Here is a 19,781-nt window from a genome sequence, read left to right on the forward strand (position 1 = left end):
CGCGCCTGCGGGCCAGCCCGCGCGGCTGCGGCTGACGCTGGACCGGGCTGGGCGGATCGAGGTGACGCGCGGCCCATTGCCGCAGTCGCGGCCGGAGTGGCGGCNGCTCGGACGATCCGTGGCTGCGGCTCAAGACCACGCGGCGGGCGCAGTACGACGCCGCCCGCGCCGCCCTGCCCGAGGGGATCGAGGAGGCGGTCTTCCTGAACGAGCGCGGCGAGGTCTGCGACGGCACCATCACCACGGTCTTCTTCGACCGCGGGCAGGGGATGCGCACGCCGCCCCTGTCCTGCGGGCTTTTGCCGGGCGTGCTGCGCGCCGGGATGCTGGCCGAGGGCACCTGCCGCGAGGAACTGCTGAGGGCCGAGGATCTGCCGCGCGTCCGGCTGTGGGTCGGCAATGCGCTGCGCGGCCTGATCCCCGCCGCCTGGGCGGGCTGAGCCGGTCAGGCCAGCGCCGCCAGCTCGCGTGCGGCGCGCTGCAGCGCCGGCAGATGCGTCATTGCCGTTTCCAGCGACATGCGCTGCACCGGCGCGTGGAAGGTCACGGCGGCCAGAACCCGGCCGCGCGCATCCAGCGCCGGGACCGAGATGCCGACCATGCCGGGAATGAACTCCTGGTCGTCGACGGCATGGCCCTGTTCGCGCACCCGCGCCAGCTCCTCGCGCAGGCTTTTGGCCGAGGCGAAGGTGTTCGGCGTATGCGGCTGCAGCCGGGCATGGCGCAGGAAATGCTCGACGCTCTGCGGGTTCATGAAGGCCAGGCAGACCTTGCCGGCCGCGGTGGCATGCAGCGGGATGCGGGTGCCCAGCCGGATCACCAGCCGCAAGGGCCAGGTGGTCTCGACCCGGTCCACATAGACCAGCGTGTCCCCTTCGGGGATCGAGATCGAGCAGGTCTCGCCCACGGCGGCGAACAGTCGCACCAGCACGTCGTGGCGCGGCAGGTCGTATTGGCCGGCATGCATGACGCCCAGCATCATCTGCCGCAGCTTGAGGCCGGGCAGGTAGCTGCGCCCGTCGAGCTGGCGCGACAGGTAGCCCTCTTGCTCCAGATGGGCGACCAGGCGGTGGATGGTGGGCTTGGGCAGGCCCAGGGCGGCATTGATCTCGGTCGCGGTCATCGGGCGGGCCTCGCGCGCCAGCACTTCCAGGATCTGGAGGTTTCGCAGGCTGGGCGGCACAGGGGAATTGTCTTGGAACTCTTGCATGGCCTGGAACCCGATCACTTCACCGTCCTTTTTACCGCAGGACGGCCCGAGGTCCAGACGCCAAGGCCGGGCAAGGCCGCTTGTCCCCTTGCCGCGGCGTAGCATTTGCGTTGCCCGAGCGTCATCCATGGGTTAGGAACCGCGACTCACGGGCCCGGCGCTCTGGTATCGGGGGCCGGGCGCATTATATCCGGGGTGACTGCGACGCGGGCAGAGTGGGGGGACCGAATGCTCGATCTGACGACCATCCGCAGCGAGCTGGGCTCGCATTACGATCTCGAGCCCTCGCTCGAGCTGGCCGAGCGCATGGCCGATATCCATGCCCGGATGGGTCGCGTCATGCCCTGGCCCGACTGGGCGATCCATGCCCCCTATGTCGCCGCGATCAACAAGCTCAAGAAGGAACGCGGCGCCGTGGTGCTGGCGCATAACTACATGACGCCGCAGATCTATCACGGCATCTCGGACGTGGTGGGCGACAGCCTGGCGCTGGCCATCGCCGCGACCAGGGTCGAGGCCGAGGTGATCGTGCAATGCGGCGTGCATTTCATGGCCGAGACCTCGAAGATCCTGAACCCGCAAAAGACCGTGCTGATGCCCGACATGGCGGCCGGCTGCTCGCTTGCCGAAAGCATCACCGCCGAGGGCATCGCCGAGATGCGCGCCCGCTATCCCGGCGCGCCGGTGGTCAGCTACGTCAACACCACCGCCGAGGTGAAGGCGGCGTCCGACATCTGCTGCACCTCGGCCAATGCGGCGCAGATCGTCGCGGCCATGGACAGCGACACCGTCATCATGACGCCCGACAAGTGGCTGGCGCAGAACGTCGCCAACAAGGTGCCGCAAAAGCGCATCGTCTGGTGGGACGGCGCCTGCATCGTGCATGAGCAGTTCACCGCGCAGGACCTGCGCGACTTTCGCGACTGGAATCCGGGGCTGAAGATCATCGCCCATCCCGAATGCCCGCCCGATGTGGTGGCCGAAGCCGACTATGCCGGCTCGACCGCCAATATCCAGGGCTGGGTCGAGACCGAGCGGCCGAAGCAGGTGATGCTGGTCACGGAATGCTCGATGGCCTCGAACATCTCGGACGCCAATCCCGAGGTCGAGTTCCTGGGCCCCTGCAACATGTGCCCCTACATGCAGAAGATCACGCTGGAAAAGGTGCTGTGGTCGCTGCACACCATGACCGGCGTGGTCGAGGTCGATCCCAAGGTCGCGGACCGCGCCCGCCTGGCGGTGCAGCGCATGATCGACCTGTCGCAGCGCCTGGCGGCCTGAGGTGCGCGAGGTCTCGACCGGCCGCGTCATCATCGTCGGCGCAGGTCTGGGCGCGCTTTACGCGGCGCTGAAACTGGCGCCGCGCCCGGTGCTGATGATCTCGCCCGAGGTTCTGGGGCAGGGCGCAAGCTCGGCCTGGGCGCAGGGCGGAGTGGCGGCGGCCATGGACCCGGCCGACAGCGCCGAGGCCCATGCCCGCGACACGCTGCGCGCCGGCGCCGGCACCGTCGATCCCGCCATCGCCCAGCTGGTCACGGACGAGGCGCGGGTGCATATCCTGGACCTGACCCGGCTCGGCACCCCCTTCGACCGCAAGCCGGACGGCGGCTATGTGCTGTCGCGCGAGGCGGCGCACAGCTTTGCCCGCGTCGTGCGGGTGCGCGGCGACCAGGCCGGGGCCGAGATCATGCGCGCGCTGGTCGCCTGCCTGCGCGAGGCGCCCTCGGTGCAGGTGCTGGAGGGTGTCATGGCCACCGGCTTGCGGGTCGAGGGCGGCGCGGTCGCGGGGGTCGAGGTCACGCTTTCGGGCCCGCAGGGCTCGGCGCCGGTCCTGATCCGGGCGCCGGGCGTGCTGCTGGCGGGCGGTGGCTCGGGCGGGCTTTACGCGCTGACGACGAACCCGCCGCGCATCCGCGGCCAGGTGATCGGCATGGCGGCGCGGGCGGGGGCCGAGATCGCGGATGCGGAATTCGTGCAGTTCCATCCCACCGCCATCGACTGCGGCGAAGACCCGGCGCCCCTGGCGACCGAGGCGCTGCGCGGCGAGGGGGCGCAGCTGCTGAACCGGCTGGGCGAGCGCTTCATGCTGGCGGTGCATCCCGATGCCGAGCTGGCGCCGCGCGACGTGGTGGCGCGCGCGATCTATGCGCAAAGCCAGGCGGGGCTGCGGCCGGTGCTGGACACCCGCGCCTGCCTGGGCGCCCGCATCCTGAGCGAATTCCCGGCCGTCGCGGGGGCCTGCTCGCGGGCGGGGATCGACCCCACCCGCGAGCAGATCCCGGTGGCGGCCGCGGCGCATTACCACATGGGCGGGGTGGCGGTGGATGACGAGGGGCGGGCCAGCCTCGACCGGCTGTGGGTCTGCGGCGAGGCGAGTTCGACCGGGCTGCATGGCGCGAACCGGCTGGCCTCGAACGGGCTTTTGGAGGCGCTGGTCTTTGCCCGCCGCTGCGCGCTGTCGATCGAGGCGCGGCTGGGCCCGGCAGCGCAGGACGCGCCGGAAGTCGTGCTGCCCGACCTGCCACCCGGCCCGGTGCCCGACCCGGTGCTGGTCGCCCGCCTGCGCCGTGCCATGACCGAGGGCGCGGGCGTCCTGCGCGACGCCGGGGGCCTGACCCGCTGCCTGCGCGAGATCGCCGCCATCGAGGCCGCGCAGCCCGATTGCCCGGCGCTCTCGAACATGACCGCCACCGCCACGCTGATCGCCGCTGCGGCGCTGATGCGGCAGGAAAGCCGCGGCGCGCATTGCCGCACCGATTTCCCGCAGACCCTGCCCGAAGGGCGCCGCTCGCGCCTGCGGCTGGCGCAGGCGCTGGCCCTGCGCGCCTCGCTTGAACCGGAGACGACATGACCGAGATGCCCCCGCTGCCCGAGATGATCCTGGAACCGCTGGTCCGGGCCGCGCTGACCGAGGATCTGGGCACCTATGGCGACATCACCACCCGCACGGTGATCCCGGCCGGCACCCGCTACCGGGCGCGGATCGTGGCGCGCGAGGGGGGCGTGGCCTCGGGGATGCAGCTGGCGGCCATCGCCTTTCGCCTGATCGACCCAGGCTTGGACTGGCGGCTGCAGCATGCCGACGGCAGCCGCTTCCAGCCCGGCGACACGCTGGCCGAGATCGAGGGCGAGGCGGCCTCGATCCTCTCGGCCGAGCGGGTGGCGCTGAACTTCGCCGGCCGGCTGGCGGGCATCGCCACGCAGACGGCGGCCTTCGTGGCCGAGACGGCGGGAACGCGCGCGCGCATCACCTGCACCCGCAAGACCACGCCGGGGCTGCGGCTGGTCGAGAAACAGGCGGTGCTGCACGGCGGCGGCTTCAACCATCGTTTCAGCCTGTCCGACGCGATCCTGATCAAGGACAACCACATCGCCGCGGCGGGCGGCATCCGGCCGGTCCTGCAAGCGGTCAAGGCCCGCGCCTCGCATATGATGCGGGTCGAGATCGAGGTGGACCGGCTCGACCAGCTCTCCGAGGTGCTGGAGGAGGGCGGCGCCGATGTCGTGCTCTTGGACAACATGGAGACGGCAGAGCTGCGCGAGGCCGTCGCCATGGCCCAGGGCCGTGTGGTGCTGGAGGCTTCGGGCAACATGCGCCTGGCGCGCGTGGCCGAGGTGGCGGCGACGGGGGTCGATTACATCTCGGTGGGCGCGCTGACGCATTCGGCGCGCACGCTGGACCTGGGCCTGGATTTCTGACCGCCCAAAGAGCCGCAGAACATGCGGCCCTTGCCCGGTTTGGCGCAATCCTTTGGCGTGTGGGGCCGGGAACGCGGGCGATTCCGACGATCCGAGCCGGGTTTCGGCACGATATTGCCCGCGTCGGTTAACGCTAACAGAATTTTCTCCCAACCGCTTGCTTTCGATAACGGATGGCTTAAGCCAAGGGGATGACCCGAAAGGATACGGGTGTGCCGAAAGAAGGGTGATCCATGGCCAGGGACGACATGCCCCAAAGCGATTTCCGCGACGCGATCCTGTGGCACCTGGCCTATACGCTGGGCAAGGATCCCGACCACGCGCAGGTCTTCGACTGGCGGCTGGCGCTGAGCCACGCGGTGCGCGACCGCATCGTGGACCGCTGGATGGCCGCGACCCGCGCCACCTATCGCGCCGACGCCAAGCGGGTCTATTACCTGTCGATGGAGTTCCTGATCGGACGGCTGCTGCAGGACAATATCGTCAACCTGCAACTGGCCGACGAGGCGCAGGCGGCGGTGGAAAGCTTCGGCCTCGACTATGCCGGGCTGCTGCTGGACGAACCCGACGCGGCGCTTGGCAACGGGGGGCTGGGGCGGCTGGCGGCCTGCTTCATGGAATCGCTGGCCACGCTGGGCTGCCCGGCCTATGGCTATGGCATCCGCTACGAACACGGGCTGTTTCGCCAGAGCTTTGCCGAGGGCCGGCAGGTCGAGGCGCCCGAGGACTGGCTGGAACGGCCCTTCGTCTGGCAGTTCGAGCGCCCCGAGGCGCGCTTTACCCTGGGCTTCGGCGGCCGGGTCGCGACCCGCGACGGCCGGGCGGTCTGGGAACCCGAAAGCTTCGTGCAGGCCGAGGCCTTCGACACGCCGGTCATCGGCTGGCGCGGGGCCTGGGCCAATACGCTGCGGCTCTGGGCCGGGCGGGCGGTCGATCCCTTCGACCTCGACCGCTTCAACGCCGGCGATTTTGCCGCCGCGGCCGAGGCCGAGGCGCTGGCCCGCACCATCTCGCGCGTGCTTTATCCCGAGGATTCGACCGAAAAGGGCAAGCGGCTGCGGCTGACGCAGGAATATTTCTTCTCGGCCGCCTCGATCCGCGACATCCTGCGCCGCTTCGAGGCCGACCATGCCGACCTGCGCCTGTTGCCGCAGAAGGTGGCGATCCAGCTGAACGACACCCATCCCGCCATCGCCGGGCCGGAACTGGTGCGCATCCTGCATGATGAACGCGGCCTGCCCTTTGACGAGGCGGTCGGGATCACCCGCGGCTGCGTCAACTACACCAACCACACGCTTCTGCCCGAGGCGCTGGAAAGCTGGGGCGAGGGGCTGTTTGCCGATCTGCTGCCGCGGCACCTGCAGATCATCGACCGCATCGACGAGGCCGATGCCAAGGCCCATCCCGACCGCCGCAATACCGCGCGCGGCGATGGCAAGGTGCGGATGGGCGAGCTGTCCTTCATCCTGTCGAACCGGGTGAACGGCGTCTCGGCCCTGCATACCGGGCTGATGAAGACCACGGTCTTTGCCGACCAGCATCGCATCTGGCCCGACCGCATCGTCAACCAGACCAACGGCGTGACCCCGCGGCGCTGGCTTCTGGGTTGCAACCCGCGGCTGTCGCGGCTGATCACCCAGACCATCGGCGACGGCTGGGTGGGCGATCTGGAGCAGTTGCACGCGCTGGAGCCCCATGTCGCCGACGCCGGCTGGCTGGATGCGTTCGCCGCCGTGAAGGCCGCGAACAAGACGGACCTGTGCGACTGGATCGCCCGCGAACATGGCGTGGCGCTGAACCCGCAGGCGCTGTTCGACGTGCAGATCAAGCGCATCCACGAATACAAGCGCCAGCACCTGAACATCCTGGAAGCCATCGCCCTGTGGCAGGAGATGCGCGAGAACCCGTCCGCGGACTGGACGGCGCGGGTCAAGATCTTTGGCGGCAAGGCGGCGCCGGGCTATTTCTTCGCCAAGGACATCATCCGGCTGATCAACGACGTGGCCGCCGTCATCAACGCCGATGCGGCGACGAACGAGAAGCTGCAGATCCTCTACCTGCCCAACTACAACGTGACGCTGGCCGAGCGGCTGATCCCGGCCGCGGACCTGTCCGAGCAGATCTCGACGGCGGGCAAGGAGGCATCGGGCACCGGCAACATGAAATTCGCGCTGAACGGCGCGCCGACCATCGGCACGCTGGACGGGGCCAATGTCGAGATCCGGGAACTGGTCGGGGCCGAGAACTTCTTCCTGTTCGGCCTGACCGCCGAGGAGGCCGAGGCCCGCCGCGCCGTCCCCGACCATGCCGCCCGCGCGGTCGCCGCCGATCCGCGCCTGACCCGCGCCGTCGAGGCGATCCGCAGCGGCACCTTCAGCCCAGGCGAGCCGGACCGCTATGCGAATATCGTCGAGAACCTGACGCGGGCGGACTATTTCCTCGTCGCCTCGGATTTCGCCGATTACTGGCGGGCGCAGCGCGAGGTCGACTTCGCCTATGCCAACCGGACCGAATGGACGCGCATGGCGGCGCTGAACGTGGCGCGCTCGGGCTGGTTCTCGTCGGATCGCACCATCCGCGGCTACATGCAGGACATCTGGAACGCGAAAAGCCTGCTCGGGCAGGAGTGACGCCGTCGCGGAGGGGGAACCATGGCGCAGATCGACCCGGATGATATCGCCGACCCCGCGGTGCTGAGCCGCATCGCCGAGGGACGCTTCGACGATCCTTTCGCGGTCCTTGGCCCGCATCCGCGGGGCAGCACGCGCCATGTCACCGCCTTCGATCCCGGCGCGCAGGAGATGGCGGCCATGGCGGGCGGCAAGGCGCATCCGCTGGACCCGGTCGAGGGCTATCCCGGCCTGTTCCATGGCATGGTGCCGGGCGCGGAACCCTATCTCTTGCGCGGGCGGCGCGACGGCGAGGAATGGCTGGTCGAGGACGCCTATCGCTTCGGCCCGGTCTTGGGCGAGCTTGACGAATACCTGCTGGGCGAGGGGCGGCACCATGGGCTGTGGCAGGCGCTCGGGGCGCATGTGATCGAACACCAGGGCACGGCCGGCACGCATTTCGCGGTCTGGGCGCCCAATGCCCGCCGCGTCTCGCTGATCGGGGATTTCAACGCCTGGGACGGGCGGCGCCATGTCATGCGCCGCCGCGGCGCGACCGGCGTTTGGGAGATCTTCATGCCCGGCCTGGGCGAGGGCACCGCCTATAAATACGAGATCCTCGGCGCCTATGGCGGGCTGGCGCAAAAGGCCGATCCGGTCGGCTTCGGCGCCCAGCACCCGCCGGCCACGGCCTCGGTCGTGCGCGACATTGCGGGCTATGGCTGGTCGGACCGTGGCTGGATGGGCACGCGGGCCGAGGCGCAGCGCATCGACCGCCCGATCTCGATCTACGAGGTGCATCTGGGCAGCTGGCGCAGGAAGGACGGCGGCCGCCCGATCTCATACCGCGAGGCGGCGGTCGAGCTGGTCGATTACGCCAAGGACATGGGCTTCACCCATATCGAGCTGCTGCCGATCAGCGAATATCCCTTTGACGGCTCCTGGGGCTACCAGCCGGTCGGGCTGTTCGCGCCGACGATCCGCTTCGGCCCGCCGCACGAGTTCCGCGACCTGGTGAACGCCGCGCACAAGGCCGGGCTGGGGGTGATCCTCGACTGGGTGCCCGGCCATTTCCCCACCGACCCGCACGGGCTGGTGCAGTTCGACGGCACCGCGCTTTACGAACATGCCGACCCGCGCGAGGGCTTCCACCAGGACTGGAACACGCTGATCTACAATTACGGCCGGGCCGAGGTGATGAATTACCTGACCGCCAATGCCTTGTATTGGCTCAGGGAATATCACCTGGACGGGCTGCGGGTGGATGCGGTGGCCTCGATGCTCTACCGCGACTATTCCCGCGCCGAGGGCCAATGGGTGCCCAACAAGGACGGCGGGCGCGAGAATTACGAGGCCATCGCCATGCTGCAGGCGATGAACCGCCTGACCTATGGCGAGGAACCGGGGATCATGACCGTGGCCGAGGAATCGACCAGCTATCCCAGGGTCTCGCGACCGGTGCATGAAGGCGGGCTGGGCTTCGGCTTCAAGTGGAACATGGGCTGGATGAACGACACGCTGGATTACATCAAGCGCGAGCCGATCCATCGCAAGCACCATCACCACCAGATGACCTTCGGCCTGCATTACGCCTTCAGCGAGAATTTCATCCTGCCGATCAGCCATGACGAGGTGGTCCACGGCAAGGGCTCGATGCTGGCCAAGATGCCCGGCAGCGAATGGGAGAAATTCGCCAACCTGCGCGCCTATTACGGCTTCATGTGGGGCCATCCGGGCAAGAAGCTGCTGTTCATGGGCCAGGAATTCGCCCAAGGGTCGGAATGGAACCACGATGCCGAGATCGACTGGGCCTGCATCGGCAACCCGCTGCATTACGGCATGCAATTGCTGGTGCGCGACCTGAACGCGATCTATCGCACCACGCCCGCACTTTACGCGCATGATTGCGACGGCGCGGGCTTCCAGTGGATCGAGGCCGATGATGCCGCCCATTCCATCTATGCCTGGGTGCGGCGCGGGGGTCCGGGCGATGCCGAGGTGGTGGTGGTCTGCAACTTCACCCCGGTCGAGCGCAGCGGCTGGCGCATGGGCTTTCCGCAGCCGGGCCTGTGGCGCGAGGTGCTGAACAGCGATGCCGAGGTCTATGGCGGCGCCGGGCGCGGCAACCTGGGCCGCGTCACCGCCCTGCCGGGCGAAAGCCACGGCCAGCCCGCCCATGCGGACCTGGTGCTGCCGCCGCTTTCGACGCTGATCTTCATCAAGGACGACAGGACGACATCATAGCAACCACACCCGCGCGCCGGGCAAAAAGGGGGAGGGCAGAGAGATGGCACCGCGTGAGGAAAGGCTTTCCAGAAGATCCATGGCCTTCATTCTGGCCGGCGGCCGCGGCTCGCGCCTGCGCGAGCTGACCGACAAGCGCGTGAAGCCGGCGGTCTATTTCGGCGGCAAGTCGCGGATCATCGACTTCGCGCTGTCGAATGCGCTGAACTCGGGCATCCGCAAGATGGCGCTGGCCACGCAATACAAGGCCCACAGCCTGATCCGCCACGTCCAGCGCGGCTGGAACTTCTTTCGCGCCGAGCGCAACGAGTTCCTGGACATTCTGCCCGCCTCGCAGCGTTACGACGAATCGATGTGGTATCGAGGCACGGCCGATGCGGTGGCGCAGAACATCGACATCATCGACAGCTACGGCGTCGACTACGTGCTGATCCTGGCCGGCGACCATATCTACAAGATGGATTACGAACTGATGATCCGCCATCATGTCGAGGCGGGCGCGGACGTGACCATCGGCTGCCTGACCGTGCCGCGGGCCGAGGCATCGGCCTTTGGCGTCATGGCGGTGGACGGCAACGACGTCATCACCAGCTTCCTGGAAAAGCCCGCCGATCCGCCGGGAACGCCGGACGACCCCGAGGTGACGCTGGCCTCGATGGGGATCTATGTCTTTCGCTGGGACTTCCTGCGCGACCTGCTGATCCGCGACATGCAGGACGACAATTCCAGCCATGATTTCGGCAACGACCTGATCCCCCAGATCGTCAGGGACGGCAAGGCGCAGGCGCATCGCTTTGCCGACAGCTGCGTGCGCTCGGACGGCGAGCCGGTCTATTGGCGCGACGTGGGCACGGTCGATGCCTTCTGGCGGGCGAATATCGACCTGACCGACTTCAACCCGGACCTGAACCTGTGGGACCGCGACTGGCCGATCTGGACCTATTCCGAACTGGTGCCGCCGGCCAAGTTCATCCATGACGAGCCCGACCGCCGCGGCAGCGCCGTCAGTTCGCTGATCTCGGGCGGCTGCATCATCTCGGGCAGCGAGATCCGCGAGTCGCTGCTGTTCACCCAGGTCCACACCAATTCCTATTCCAGCCTGGAGCGCGCGGTGGTGCTGCCTTACGCCAATGTCGCCCGACACGCGCGTTTGACCAATGTGGTCATTGACCGCGCCGTTCGAATCCCCGAAGGGCTGGTCGTCGGCGAAGACCCGGAAGAGGACGCGAAATGGTTCCGCGTCTCGGAAGGAGGTGTCACGCTGATCACGCAGGACATGCTGGATCGAAGGGAAGCGTCTTTATGACAAGGGTTCTGTCCGTCGCCTCGGAATGCGTGCCGCTGGTCAAGACCGGCGGCCTTGCCGACGTGGCGGGCGCGCTGCCGGCGGCGCTGGCCGGGCAGGGGGTCGGGATGCGGGTGCTGCTGCCCGGCTATCCGGCGGTGCTGGGGGCCGCGGCCAAGGCCCCGGTGGTGCGCGAGATCCCGGAGCTGTTCGGCGGCCCGGCCCGCATCCGGCGCGGCGCGCTGGGAAAGGCGGTGCTCTACATCCTGGACGCGCCGCATCTTTTCGACCGGCAGGGCGGCATCTACCTGGGCCCGGACGGCCGCGACTGGCCCGACAATCCGCAGCGTTTCGCCGCGCTGTGCAAGGCCGCCGCCCTGATCGCCGCCGATGGGGTCGAGGGCTGGCGGCCGCAGGTGCTGCACCTGCACGACTGGCAGGCGGGGCTGACCCCGGTCTATCTGCGCCAGGCGGGCGTGCGGGACGTGCGGACGCTGCTGACCATCCACAACATCGCCTTCCAGGGCCTTGCGCCGGCGCATATGCTGTCGGCGCTGCAACTGCCGGCGCATCTCTTCAACCCGCGCGGCTTCGAATATTGGGGCCGGATCTCGGCGCTGAAGGCGGGGATCGTCTTTGCCGACAAGGTCTCGACCGTCAGCCCCACCTATGCCGAGGAGCTGATGACCCCCGAATACGGCATGGGGATGGAGGGGGTGCTGGCCGACCGCGCCGCCGACTTCACCGGCATCCTGAACGGCATCGACCTGGACGCCTGGAAGCCGCCCTATGCCACGCCCGAGGGCAAGGCGCCCCACCGCGCCGCGCTGCGCGACGAGTTCGGCCTGCCGGATGCGGATGGGCCGCTTTGCGTCGTCGTCTCGCGCCTGACCGGGCAGAAGGGGCTGGACCTGCTGATCGAGGCGCTGCCCACGCTGCTCGACAACGGCGGCCAGCTGGCGGTGCTGGGCTCGGGCGACCCTGGGCTCGAGGCCGCCTTTTCCCAGGCTGCCGCCCGCCATCCCGGCGTGGCCTTGCGGCTGGGCTATGACGAGCCGCTGTCGCGCCGCATGATCGCCGGCGGCGACGCCATCCTGGTGCCCTCGCGCTTCGAACCCTGCGGGCTGACCCAGCTTTACGGGCTGCGCTTCGGCACCCTGCCGCTGGTGGCGCTGACCGGCGGGCTGGCCGATACCGTCATCAACGCCTCGGCCGCCGGGCTGGCCGCGGGGGTGGCGACCGGGGTGCAGTTCCACCCGGTCGATGCCCAGGCGCTGTCGCGCGCGCTGTCCCGGCTTTGCGCGCTCTGGCGCCAGCCGGCGGTCTGGAGTCGCATGATGGAAAACGCCATGGCGCATCCGGTTGGCTGGGACGCCTCGGCCCGCGCCTATGCCCAGCTGTTCGGGGCGATGGCCGCCTGATGACCCTGCTGCGCATCCTCGAGGGCCGGGCGGAACCGCTGGGCGCGACCTTCGACGGCGAGGGGGTGAACTTCGCCGTGTTTTCCGAACATGCGCGGCGGGTGACGCTGTGCCTGTTTTCCCCCGACGGCCGGACCGAGACGCACCGGCTGGACCTGCCGGAACGCGACGGCGACGTCTGGCACGGCTATGTCCCCGGCCTGCGCCCCGGCCAGCTTTACGGGCTGCGCGCCGACGGCCCCTATGCGCCCGCCGAGGGGCACCGCTTCAACTATCACAAGCTGCTTCTCGATCCCTATGCCAAGCGGCTGACCCGGCACCCGGTCTGGCACGACGCGCTGATGGGCTATACCGTCGGCGCGCCCGAATCCGACCTGAGCTTTGACCGCCGCGACAGCGCCCGCTTCATGCCGCGCTGCGTGGTCGAGGATCCCTCCTTCGCCTGGGGCCCCGACCAGCCGCCGCGCCGCGACATCGCCGAGACGGTGATCTACGAGGCCCATGTCAAGGGCCTCACCGAAGCGCACCCCGATGTCCCGTATCGCGGCAGCTTCCTGGGCCTCGCCTCGGACCCGGTGCTGGAGCATCTGCAATCCTTGGGCATCACCGCGCTGGAGCTGCTGCCGGCGCAGGCCTTCCTCAACGACCGCTTCCTGCTGGAAAAGGGGCTGGTGAACTATTGGGGCTACCAGACGCTCGGCTTCTTCGCCCCCGATCCGCGCTACCTGGCCAAGGATCAGATCGCCGAGTTCCAGCACATGGTCGCCCGCATGCATGCCGCCGGCATCGAGGTCATCATGGACGTGGTCTACAACCACACCGGCGAGGGCAACGAGCTTGGCCCGACGCTGAGCTTCCGCGGCCTCGACAACCGCAGCTATTACCGGCTGCAGGAGGATCCGCGCTATTACATCAACGACACCGGCACCGGCAACACGCTGAACGTGAACCATCCGATGGTGCTGCGCATGGTCATGGACTCCTTGCGCTATTGGGTCGAGGTCATGCATGTGGACGGATTCCGCTTCGACCTCTGCGCGACGCTGGGGCGGCGGGCGCGCGGCGGCTTCGACCGCAGCGCCTCGTTCTTCGACGCGATCCGGCAGGATCCTGTGCTGACGCGGGTCAAGCTGATCGCCGAGCCCTGGGACATCGGCCCCGGCGGCTATCAGCTGGGCGGCTTCCCCCCGCCCTTCCTGGAATGGAACGACAAGTATCGCGACGGCATCCGCCGCTTCTGGCGCGGCGACGCCCGGCAGGTGCCCGAGCTTGCCGACCGCATGGCGGGTTCCGCCCGGCAGTTCGACCATTCCGGCCGGCCCGCCACGGCCTCGGTGAACTTCCTGACCGCGCATGACGGCTTCACGCTGATGGACGTGGTCAGCTATTGCGAAAAGCACAACGCCGCCAATGGCGAGGAGAACCGCGACGGCCATTCCGAGAATTTCTCGGACAACATGGGCGCCGAGGGGCCCAGCGACGATCCCGCGATCCTCGATGCCCGCGCGCGGCGGCGCCGCAACCTGCTGGCGACGCTGCTTTTGTCGCAGGGCACGCCCATGCTGCTGGCCGGGGACGAGCTGGGCAATTCGCAGGCCGGCAACAACAACGCCTATTGCCAGGACAACGAGATCGGCTGGGTGCAATGGGACGGCGCCGACCCGGCCTTCCTGGACTTCACCCGCAAGCTCATCGCCTTTCGCCGCGCCCATCCGATCCTGCGGCAGAAACGCTTCCTGCATTCGCGCCCGCGCCTGACCGACGGGCTGCCCGACCTGTTCTGGCTGCGCCCGGACGGGGCCGAGATGACGCCGGCCGACTGGGGCAACCCCGAGCTGCGCGTGCTTTGCGCCGAGCTGCGCATGGCCGCCGGCACCCCCGAATATGCGCAGCGCGAAGAGGCGCTGTTCCTGGTCTTCAACAACGGCGACCCGCTGGAGGTGGTGCTGCCCGAACGCCCCGCGGGCTGGCGCTGGCGGCTGCACCTGGACACCAGCCGCCCCGACCTGGCCCCGCATGTGGTCGAGGCCGAGCGGCTGGCGGTGGATGGCCAATCCGTCCTGGCCTTCGATCTGGAGCGCGAGGATGACTGACCCGCGCCTGGCCCTGGCGGAGCGGATGGGGGTGCTGCCGGGTTTTCACGACCTTGCCGGGCAATGGCGCGCGACCTCGGTCGAGACGGCGGTGGCGCTGCTTGCCGCCATGGGCCTGGCCGTGCCGACCGCGGCCGAGGCGCAGGCGGCGCTGGACGACCATGCCGACCGCCTGCCGCAGGACGTGATCTGCGCCGCTGGCGCCCGCCCCGACCTGTCCTTCGGCGACTGGCAGCTGACCTTCGAGAATGGCGCCGAGGCCGAGGGCAACGGCCCCTTGCCCGAGCTGCCGCTGGGCATCCATCGCCTGCGGGCTGAGGGGCGCGAGCTGACGCTGCTCGCCGCGCCGCCGCGCCTGCCCGAGCCGGCGCGCTGCTGGGGGCTGGTCGCGCCGCTTTACGGCATCTCGGAAACGGGGATCGGCAGCTATGCCGACCTTGCGGCCCTGGCGCGGGGCATGGGCGGGAAGGGGGCGGCGTTTCTGGGCATCAACCCGGTCCATGTCGGCTTCCCGACCGTGCCGCAGCTTTTCAGCCCCTATACCCCCTCGCACCGCCGGCGGCTGAACGTGATTCACCTGTCCGGCGGCGCGGGCACGCCCGGCCCGCGCGTCGATTACGCCCGCGACATTCCGGCCCGCATGGCGGCGCTGCGGGCGGAATACGACGCCTTCCCCGGCGATCCCGGTTTCGACGCCTGGCAGGCGGCCGAGGGCGAGGGCCTGCAACGCTTTGCCCTGCATCAGGCGCTGTCGGCGCGGCTGGGTGCCTTCTGGGGCGATTGGCCGGCGACGCTCGCCTCGCCCGACACGCCCGCTGCCATCGCCGCGCGGGCGGAACTGGCCGCAGAGATGCGCTTTCACGCCTGGCTGCAATGGCGGGCCGAGCGGGCCTTGGCGGCGGCCGGGCAGGCGGCGCGCGACGGCGGCATGGCGCATGGGCTTTACCTGGACCTCGCCGTCGGCACCCATCCCTTCGGCGCCGAGACATGGGAGGATCGCGCGAGCTTCGCCTTCGGCGCCTCGCTGGGCGCTCCGGCCGACGCCTTTGCGCCCGAGGGGCAGAACTGGTCGCTCGCACCCTTCAGCCCCTTGGGCCTGCGCGCGCGGGCCTATGCGCCGCTGGCGGAAACCCTGCGCTGCCAGCTGCAATTCGCGGGCGTGCTGCGCATCGACCACATCCTGGGCTTCGAGCGCGCCTATTGGGTGCCCGACGCGGCCCCCGGCGCCTATGTCGCCATGCCGCGCGACGCCATGCTGGCCGTGGCCCGGATCGAGGCGGCGCGCGCCGGCAATGCGGTCATCGTCGGCGAGGATCTGGGCAATATCCCCGAGGGGCTGCGCGAGGCGCTGGCGGCCTCGGGCATCCTTGGTTGCCGCGTGGCGATGTTCGAGCGCGACGGCTGGCATCCGCCCGCCTTTCGCGCGGCCGAATCCTATGACCGCGGCGCCATCGCCAGCTTCTCGACCCACGACCTGCCGACCTGGCGCGGCTGGCGGCAGGGCGCCGACATCACCGCCCGCGCCCGCATTGCCGGGCAGGAAACCGCCGCCGGGCAGCAGGAACGCGCCGAGGAAGTCGCCGCCTTCGACCGGCTGCTGCCCGATCCCGGCGTCGATGCGCTGCACGATTTCCTGGCCCGCACGCCGTCGCTTCTGGTGGCGGTGCAGGCGGAATTGCTGCTCGATATGGCCGACCAGCCGAACCTGCCCGGCACGGTCGGCGAATATCCGAACTGGCAGCTGCGCCTGCCGGCGGCGGCCGGGGATTTCCCGGCATTGCCCTCGGTCGCGCGGACTGCCAGCATCATGCGCGACCACGAACGCTAAGGAGAGGTCCATGACCGTTCACACCGTCCCGACCCAGCCCATCGCGGGCCAGAAGCCCGGCACCTCGGGCCTGCGCAAGAAGACCCCGGTCTTCATCGAGCCGCATTACCTGGAAAACTTCGTCCAGGCGATCTGGAACGGCACCGGCGGCGCCGCGGGCAAGACCTATGTGCTGGGTGGGGACGGGCGCTATTTCGGCGACCGCGCCGCACAGGTCATCCTGCGCATGGCGGCGGCCAGCGGGGCGAAGAAGGTGATCGTCGGGCAGAACGCGCTGCTGTCCACCCCCGCCGCCTCGCACCTGATCCGGCTGCGCGGCGCGGACGGCGGCATCATCATGTCCGCCAGCCACAACCCCGGCGGCCCGACCGAGGATTTCGGCGTCAAGTACAACACCGCCAACGGCGGCCCCGCGCCCGAGCCCGTGACCGAGGCGATCTTCGAGGCGACCAAGGCGCTGACGGAATACCGCATCCTCGACGCGCAGGACGTGGACCTGTCCAGGCCGGGCACCACCACCCTGGGCGGCATGGAGGTCGAGGTCGTCGATCCCGTCGCCGACTACCAGGCGCTGATGGCGCAGATCTTCGATTTCGCCAAGATCCGCGCGCTGTTCGCGGACGGCTTTCGCATCCGCTTCGATGCCATGCATGCCGTGACCGGCCCCTATGCCAGGGCGATCCTGGAAGGGGCGCTGGGGGCGCCCGCGGGCTCGGTGGTGAATGCCGAGCCGAAACCCGATTTCGGCGGCGGCCACCCGGACCCGAACCCGATCTGGGCCAAGGATCTGATGCAGGCGATGTTCGGCGAGGGCGCGCCGGATTTCGGCGCCGCCTCGGATGGCGACGGCGACCGCAACATGATCGTCGGGCGGGGCTGCTACGTCACGCCCTCGGACAGCCTTGCGGTGCTGGCGGCCAATGCCACGCTGGTCCCGGCCTATGCCGGCGGGCTGAAGGGGGTGGCGCGGTCGATGCCGACCTCGCGCGCGCTGGACCGGGTGGCCGAGAGCCTTGGGATCGCCTGCTACGAGACGCCGACCGGCTGGAAGTTCTTCGGCAACCTGCTCGATGCCGGCCGCGCCACGCTCTGCGGCGAGGAAAGCGCCGGCACCGGCTCGGACCATGTGCGGGAAAAGGACGGGCTCTGGGCGGTTCTGTTCTGGCTGAACCTGCTGGCCGAGCGCCGGCAGTCCGTGGCCGAGATCATGGCCGACCATTGGGCCCGATACGGCCGCAACTATTACTCGCGCCACGATTACGAGGCGGTGGATGCGGCGGCCGCGGCCGAGCTGATGGCGGCCCTGCGCGACCGGCTGGCCGAATTGCCGGGCCAGAGTGCCGCCGGGCTGCGGATCGAGGCGGCGGACGAGTTCGCCTATGACGACCCGGTGGACGGCTCGCGCAGCGAGGGGCAGGGCCTGCGCATCATGACCGAGGGCGGCGGCCGCATCGTGCTGCGCCTGTCGGGCACCGGGACCGAGGGGGCGACGCTGCGCGTCTACCTGGAGCGGGTCGAGACCGACTCGGCCCGGATGCAGGACGACCCGCAACAGGCGCTGGCCGCGGTCATCGCCGCCGCCGAGGAGATCGCCGGCATCCGCGCCCGCACCGGCCGCGCCGCGCCCGACGTCATCACCTGAGCGCGCCTTGCGGCGGCGGGATCAGCCCGCCGCCAGCTCGTCCCAGCAGGCCAGCGCCCGGCCGGCATACATCAGGCCGGGCCCGCCGCTCATCTGGATCGCCATGGACAGCACGTCGCCCAGTTCCTCGCGGGTGGCGCCGGCCTTCATCAGCGCCTCGACATGGAACAGGATGCAGGGCTCGCAGCGCTGGACGATGGCCATGCCGACGGCGATGAACTCCTTGGTCTTGGCGTCCAGCACGCCGCCGTCATGCACCGTCCTGGTCAGCGCGCCGAAGCCCTTTGTGGTGTCGGGGATGGCCTTGTTCATCACCCGCAATTCGCCGCGCATCTCGTCGATCTTTGCCTTGTAGCTCATGGTTCGCACTCCTTCTGGGCCGGGCATGGCTAGCCCGGTGCCGGCCGGAACGGCTTGATCCAGGTCAAGGAAATTGCGAATTTTCGCAGGTTCGCGGCATCAGACCCGGCGCCCGCGCACCCAGGTCTCGCGCATGACCGGCGTCACCTCCAGCATGGCAAAGCGGATCAGGTCGGCGCGCAGCCCCGGCGCCAGGCGGCCGCGATCGTTCAGCCCGGCCGCCTGCGCCGGATTGGCCGTCACCGTCGCCATGGCGCGCGGCAGGTCGTCCCAGATCCGCGCCAGGATCAGCGCCCCGGCCAGGAGCCCCGAGGGCACGTAATCCGAGGACAGGATGTCCAGGTGCCCGGCCCGCGCCAGCTCCGCCGCCGAGACATTGCCGGAATGGCTGCCGCCGCGGATCAGGTTGGGCGCGCCCATCATCACCATGATGCCGTGGTCGTGGCAGGCGGCCGCCGCCTCGGGCGTGGTCGGGAACTCGGCCAGCCGCACGCCATGGCCGGCCGAAAGCGCGACATGGGCGGCCGTGGTGTCGTCATGGCTGGCCAGCACCGCGCCCAGCCGATGTGCGATCTCGACTGCCGCCGCCTCGTGCCGGTCGCCGAAGCGGGCGCGCAGGTCTTGCAGCCGGGCGACATGCTCGGCGAAGGCCGCGTCCGAGAGCTTGTACTTGCCCTGCACGTATTGCGCGAGCTTCGAGATGTCGCGGAACTGGCGCTGGCCGGGGGTGTGGTCCATCAGGCTGATGATGCCGACCCGGTCCTCGGGGCCGAATTCGTCCAGCTCGGCCAGCAGGGTTTGCGAGCAGATCTCGGCGCGCAGGTGCAGGAAATGGCTGATGCGCAAGGCGCCCCGCGCCCGTAGCGCGGCGAGTTCATGCGCCAGCTCGCGGGCATATTTGTCGTAATCCTGGTCCGGCCCCTCGTTCGGGATCGAGCCCACGCGCATGGCGTCGAAGACCGTGGTGATGCCGCAGCCCGCCAGTTCGGCGTCATGGGCGAGGATGGCGCCGGCATGGGGCCAGTCTACGCCGGGGCGGGGGCGGATGTGGCGCTCCAGGTTGTCGGTATGCAGCTCGACCATGCCGGGCGCGATGAAGTCGCCCTGCATGTCCAGCGCGCCGGCCGGCACGGCGTTGCCCGGCTGGATCGCGACGATGGCGCCGTCTTCCAGCACCAGCGCGCCGGGGGTCACGGTCTCGGGCAGGATCAGGCGGGCATTGGCAAGGATGGTGCGGGTCATGGCGGGCCTTGGGGTTGCGGGGCGCAGGCCAGGGGTGGCCGATTGCGCCGCCCTGGTCAAGCGCGGTGCGGGTTGCAGGGGGCGCCTGGGGGCGCTGCCCCCACGCCGGGCCGACCCCTCGATGGGGTCGGCCCGGCGTTCCCCCGGG

At 69.6% G+C, this 19,781-nt stretch carries 13 protein-coding genes and 1 pseudogene; 11 read left to right on the forward strand and 3 right to left on the reverse strand.

All coding sequences use genetic code 11. From position 1 onward, the window contains the following. Positions 1–440: pseudogene (locus FE811_RS08325) on the forward strand (aminotransferase class IV); the annotation flags it as partial. Positions 441–445: 5 nt separating this feature from the next. Here the strand turns inward: FE811_RS08325 and FE811_RS08330 are convergent. Continuing rightward, positions 446–1,228: an IclR family transcriptional regulator gene (locus tag FE811_RS08330; protein ID WP_244294867.1), complete on the reverse strand. Its 783-nt coding sequence runs from the start codon at positions 1,226–1,228 to the stop codon at positions 446–448. Between the two features lie 210 nt (positions 1,229–1,438). On the opposite strand from FE811_RS08330, the gene nadA reads away from it, so the two are divergent. The 10 genes from nadA to FE811_RS08380 all read left to right on the forward strand — a co-directional run bounded on the left by nadA (position 1,439) and on the right by FE811_RS08380 (position 18,031). Further along, complete coding sequence (nadA, locus tag FE811_RS08335; RefSeq protein ID WP_114536629.1) at positions 1,439–2,491, forward strand: quinolinate synthase NadA; 1,053 nt, start codon at positions 1,439–1,441, stop codon at positions 2,489–2,491. Position 2,492: 1 nt separating this feature from the next. After that, positions 2,493–4,061 (forward strand): L-aspartate oxidase, encoded by a 1,569-nt coding sequence (locus tag FE811_RS08340; RefSeq protein WP_116220664.1) that lies wholly within the window; start codon positions 2,493–2,495, stop codon positions 4,059–4,061. Next, positions 4,058–4,909 carry a carboxylating nicotinate-nucleotide diphosphorylase gene (gene nadC / locus FE811_RS08345; protein WP_116220665.1) on the forward strand — a complete coding sequence of 284 codons (852 nt, stop codon included), beginning with the start codon at positions 4,058–4,060 and terminating at the stop codon, positions 4,907–4,909. The genes FE811_RS08340 and nadC overlap by 4 nt, the downstream gene beginning before the upstream one ends. Positions 4,910–5,142: 233 nt before the next feature. Continuing rightward, on the forward strand, positions 5,143–7,539 hold the full coding sequence (locus FE811_RS08350; RefSeq protein ID WP_116220666.1) for a glycogen/starch/alpha-glucan phosphorylase: 2,397 nt from the start codon (positions 5,143–5,145) through the stop codon (positions 7,537–7,539). Positions 7,540–7,560: 21 nt separating this feature from the next. Next, positions 7,561–9,762 carry a 1,4-alpha-glucan branching protein GlgB gene (gene glgB / locus FE811_RS08355; RefSeq protein WP_116220667.1) on the forward strand — a complete coding sequence of 734 codons (2,202 nt, stop codon included), beginning with the start codon at positions 7,561–7,563 and terminating at the stop codon, positions 9,760–9,762. 43 nt (positions 9,763–9,805) lie between these two features. Next, positions 9,806–11,068, forward strand: a complete 1,263-nt coding sequence (gene glgC, locus FE811_RS08360) for a glucose-1-phosphate adenylyltransferase (protein ID WP_072462239.1) — start codon at positions 9,806–9,808, stop codon at positions 11,066–11,068. Next, positions 11,065–12,468, forward strand: a complete 1,404-nt coding sequence (gene glgA, locus FE811_RS08365) for a glycogen synthase GlgA (RefSeq protein WP_036753389.1) — start codon at positions 11,065–11,067, stop codon at positions 12,466–12,468. Before glgC ends, glgA begins: the two co-directional genes overlap by 4 nt. Then, complete coding sequence (gene glgX / locus FE811_RS08370; protein ID WP_116220668.1) at positions 12,468–14,561, forward strand: glycogen debranching protein GlgX; 2,094 nt, start codon at positions 12,468–12,470, stop codon at positions 14,559–14,561. The genes glgA and glgX overlap by 1 nt, the downstream gene beginning before the upstream one ends. Further along, entirely contained in the window at positions 14,554–16,389 is a 1,836-nt protein-coding gene (locus tag FE811_RS08375; RefSeq protein ID WP_116220669.1) for a 4-alpha-glucanotransferase, read from the forward strand. Before glgX ends, FE811_RS08375 begins: the two co-directional genes overlap by 8 nt. A gap of 10 nt (positions 16,390–16,399) precedes the next feature. Then, positions 16,400–18,031, forward strand: coding sequence for an alpha-D-glucose phosphate-specific phosphoglucomutase (locus FE811_RS08380; protein ID WP_116220670.1), 1,632 nt, complete (start codon positions 16,400–16,402; stop codon positions 18,029–18,031). Positions 18,032–18,052: 21 nt separating this feature from the next. Here FE811_RS08380 and FE811_RS08385 read toward each other — a convergent pair whose 3' ends face one another. Continuing rightward, positions 18,053–18,391 (reverse strand): carboxymuconolactone decarboxylase family protein, encoded by a 339-nt coding sequence (locus FE811_RS08385; protein WP_036753378.1) that lies wholly within the window; start codon positions 18,389–18,391, stop codon positions 18,053–18,055. A 99-nt stretch (positions 18,392–18,490) separates the two neighbouring features. Then, positions 18,491–19,633 carry an alpha-D-ribose 1-methylphosphonate 5-triphosphate diphosphatase gene (locus FE811_RS08390; protein ID WP_140847172.1) on the reverse strand — a complete coding sequence of 381 codons (1,143 nt, stop codon included), beginning with the start codon at positions 19,631–19,633 and terminating at the stop codon, positions 18,491–18,493. Between the last annotated feature and the right edge of the window lie 148 nt (positions 19,634–19,781).

Origin of the sequence: Paracoccus sp. FO-3, assembly GCF_006386455.1 — a bacterium.
Classification (GTDB): domain Bacteria; phylum Pseudomonadota; class Alphaproteobacteria; order Rhodobacterales; family Rhodobacteraceae; genus Paracoccus; species Paracoccus versutus.

Coding starts and splice junctions, on each gene's coding strand:
- nadA (WP_114536629.1), top strand. CDS start 1,439: ATGCTCGATCTGACGACCATCCGCAGCGAGCTGGGCTCGCATTACGAT.
- nadC (WP_116220665.1), top strand. CDS start 4,058: ATGACCGAGATGCCCCCGCTGCCCGAGATGATCCTGGAACCGCTGGTC.
- FE811_RS08350 (WP_116220666.1), top strand. CDS start 5,143: ATGGCCAGGGACGACATGCCCCAAAGCGATTTCCGCGACGCGATCCTG.
- glgB (WP_116220667.1), top strand. CDS start 7,561: ATGGCGCAGATCGACCCGGATGATATCGCCGACCCCGCGGTGCTGAGC.
- glgC (WP_072462239.1), top strand. CDS start 9,806: ATGGCACCGCGTGAGGAAAGGCTTTCCAGAAGATCCATGGCCTTCATT.
- glgA (WP_036753389.1), top strand. CDS start 11,065: ATGACAAGGGTTCTGTCCGTCGCCTCGGAATGCGTGCCGCTGGTCAAG.
- glgX (WP_116220668.1), top strand. CDS start 12,468: ATGACCCTGCTGCGCATCCTCGAGGGCCGGGCGGAACCGCTGGGCGCG.
- FE811_RS08375 (WP_116220669.1), top strand. CDS start 14,554: ATGACTGACCCGCGCCTGGCCCTGGCGGAGCGGATGGGGGTGCTGCCG.
- FE811_RS08380 (WP_116220670.1), top strand. CDS start 16,400: ATGACCGTTCACACCGTCCCGACCCAGCCCATCGCGGGCCAGAAGCCC.
- FE811_RS08385 (WP_036753378.1), bottom strand. CDS start 18,391: ATGAGCTACAAGGCAAAGATCGACGAGATGCGCGGCGAATTGCGGGTG.
- FE811_RS08390 (WP_140847172.1), bottom strand. CDS start 19,633: ATGACCCGCACCATCCTTGCCAATGCCCGCCTGATCCTGCCCGAGACC.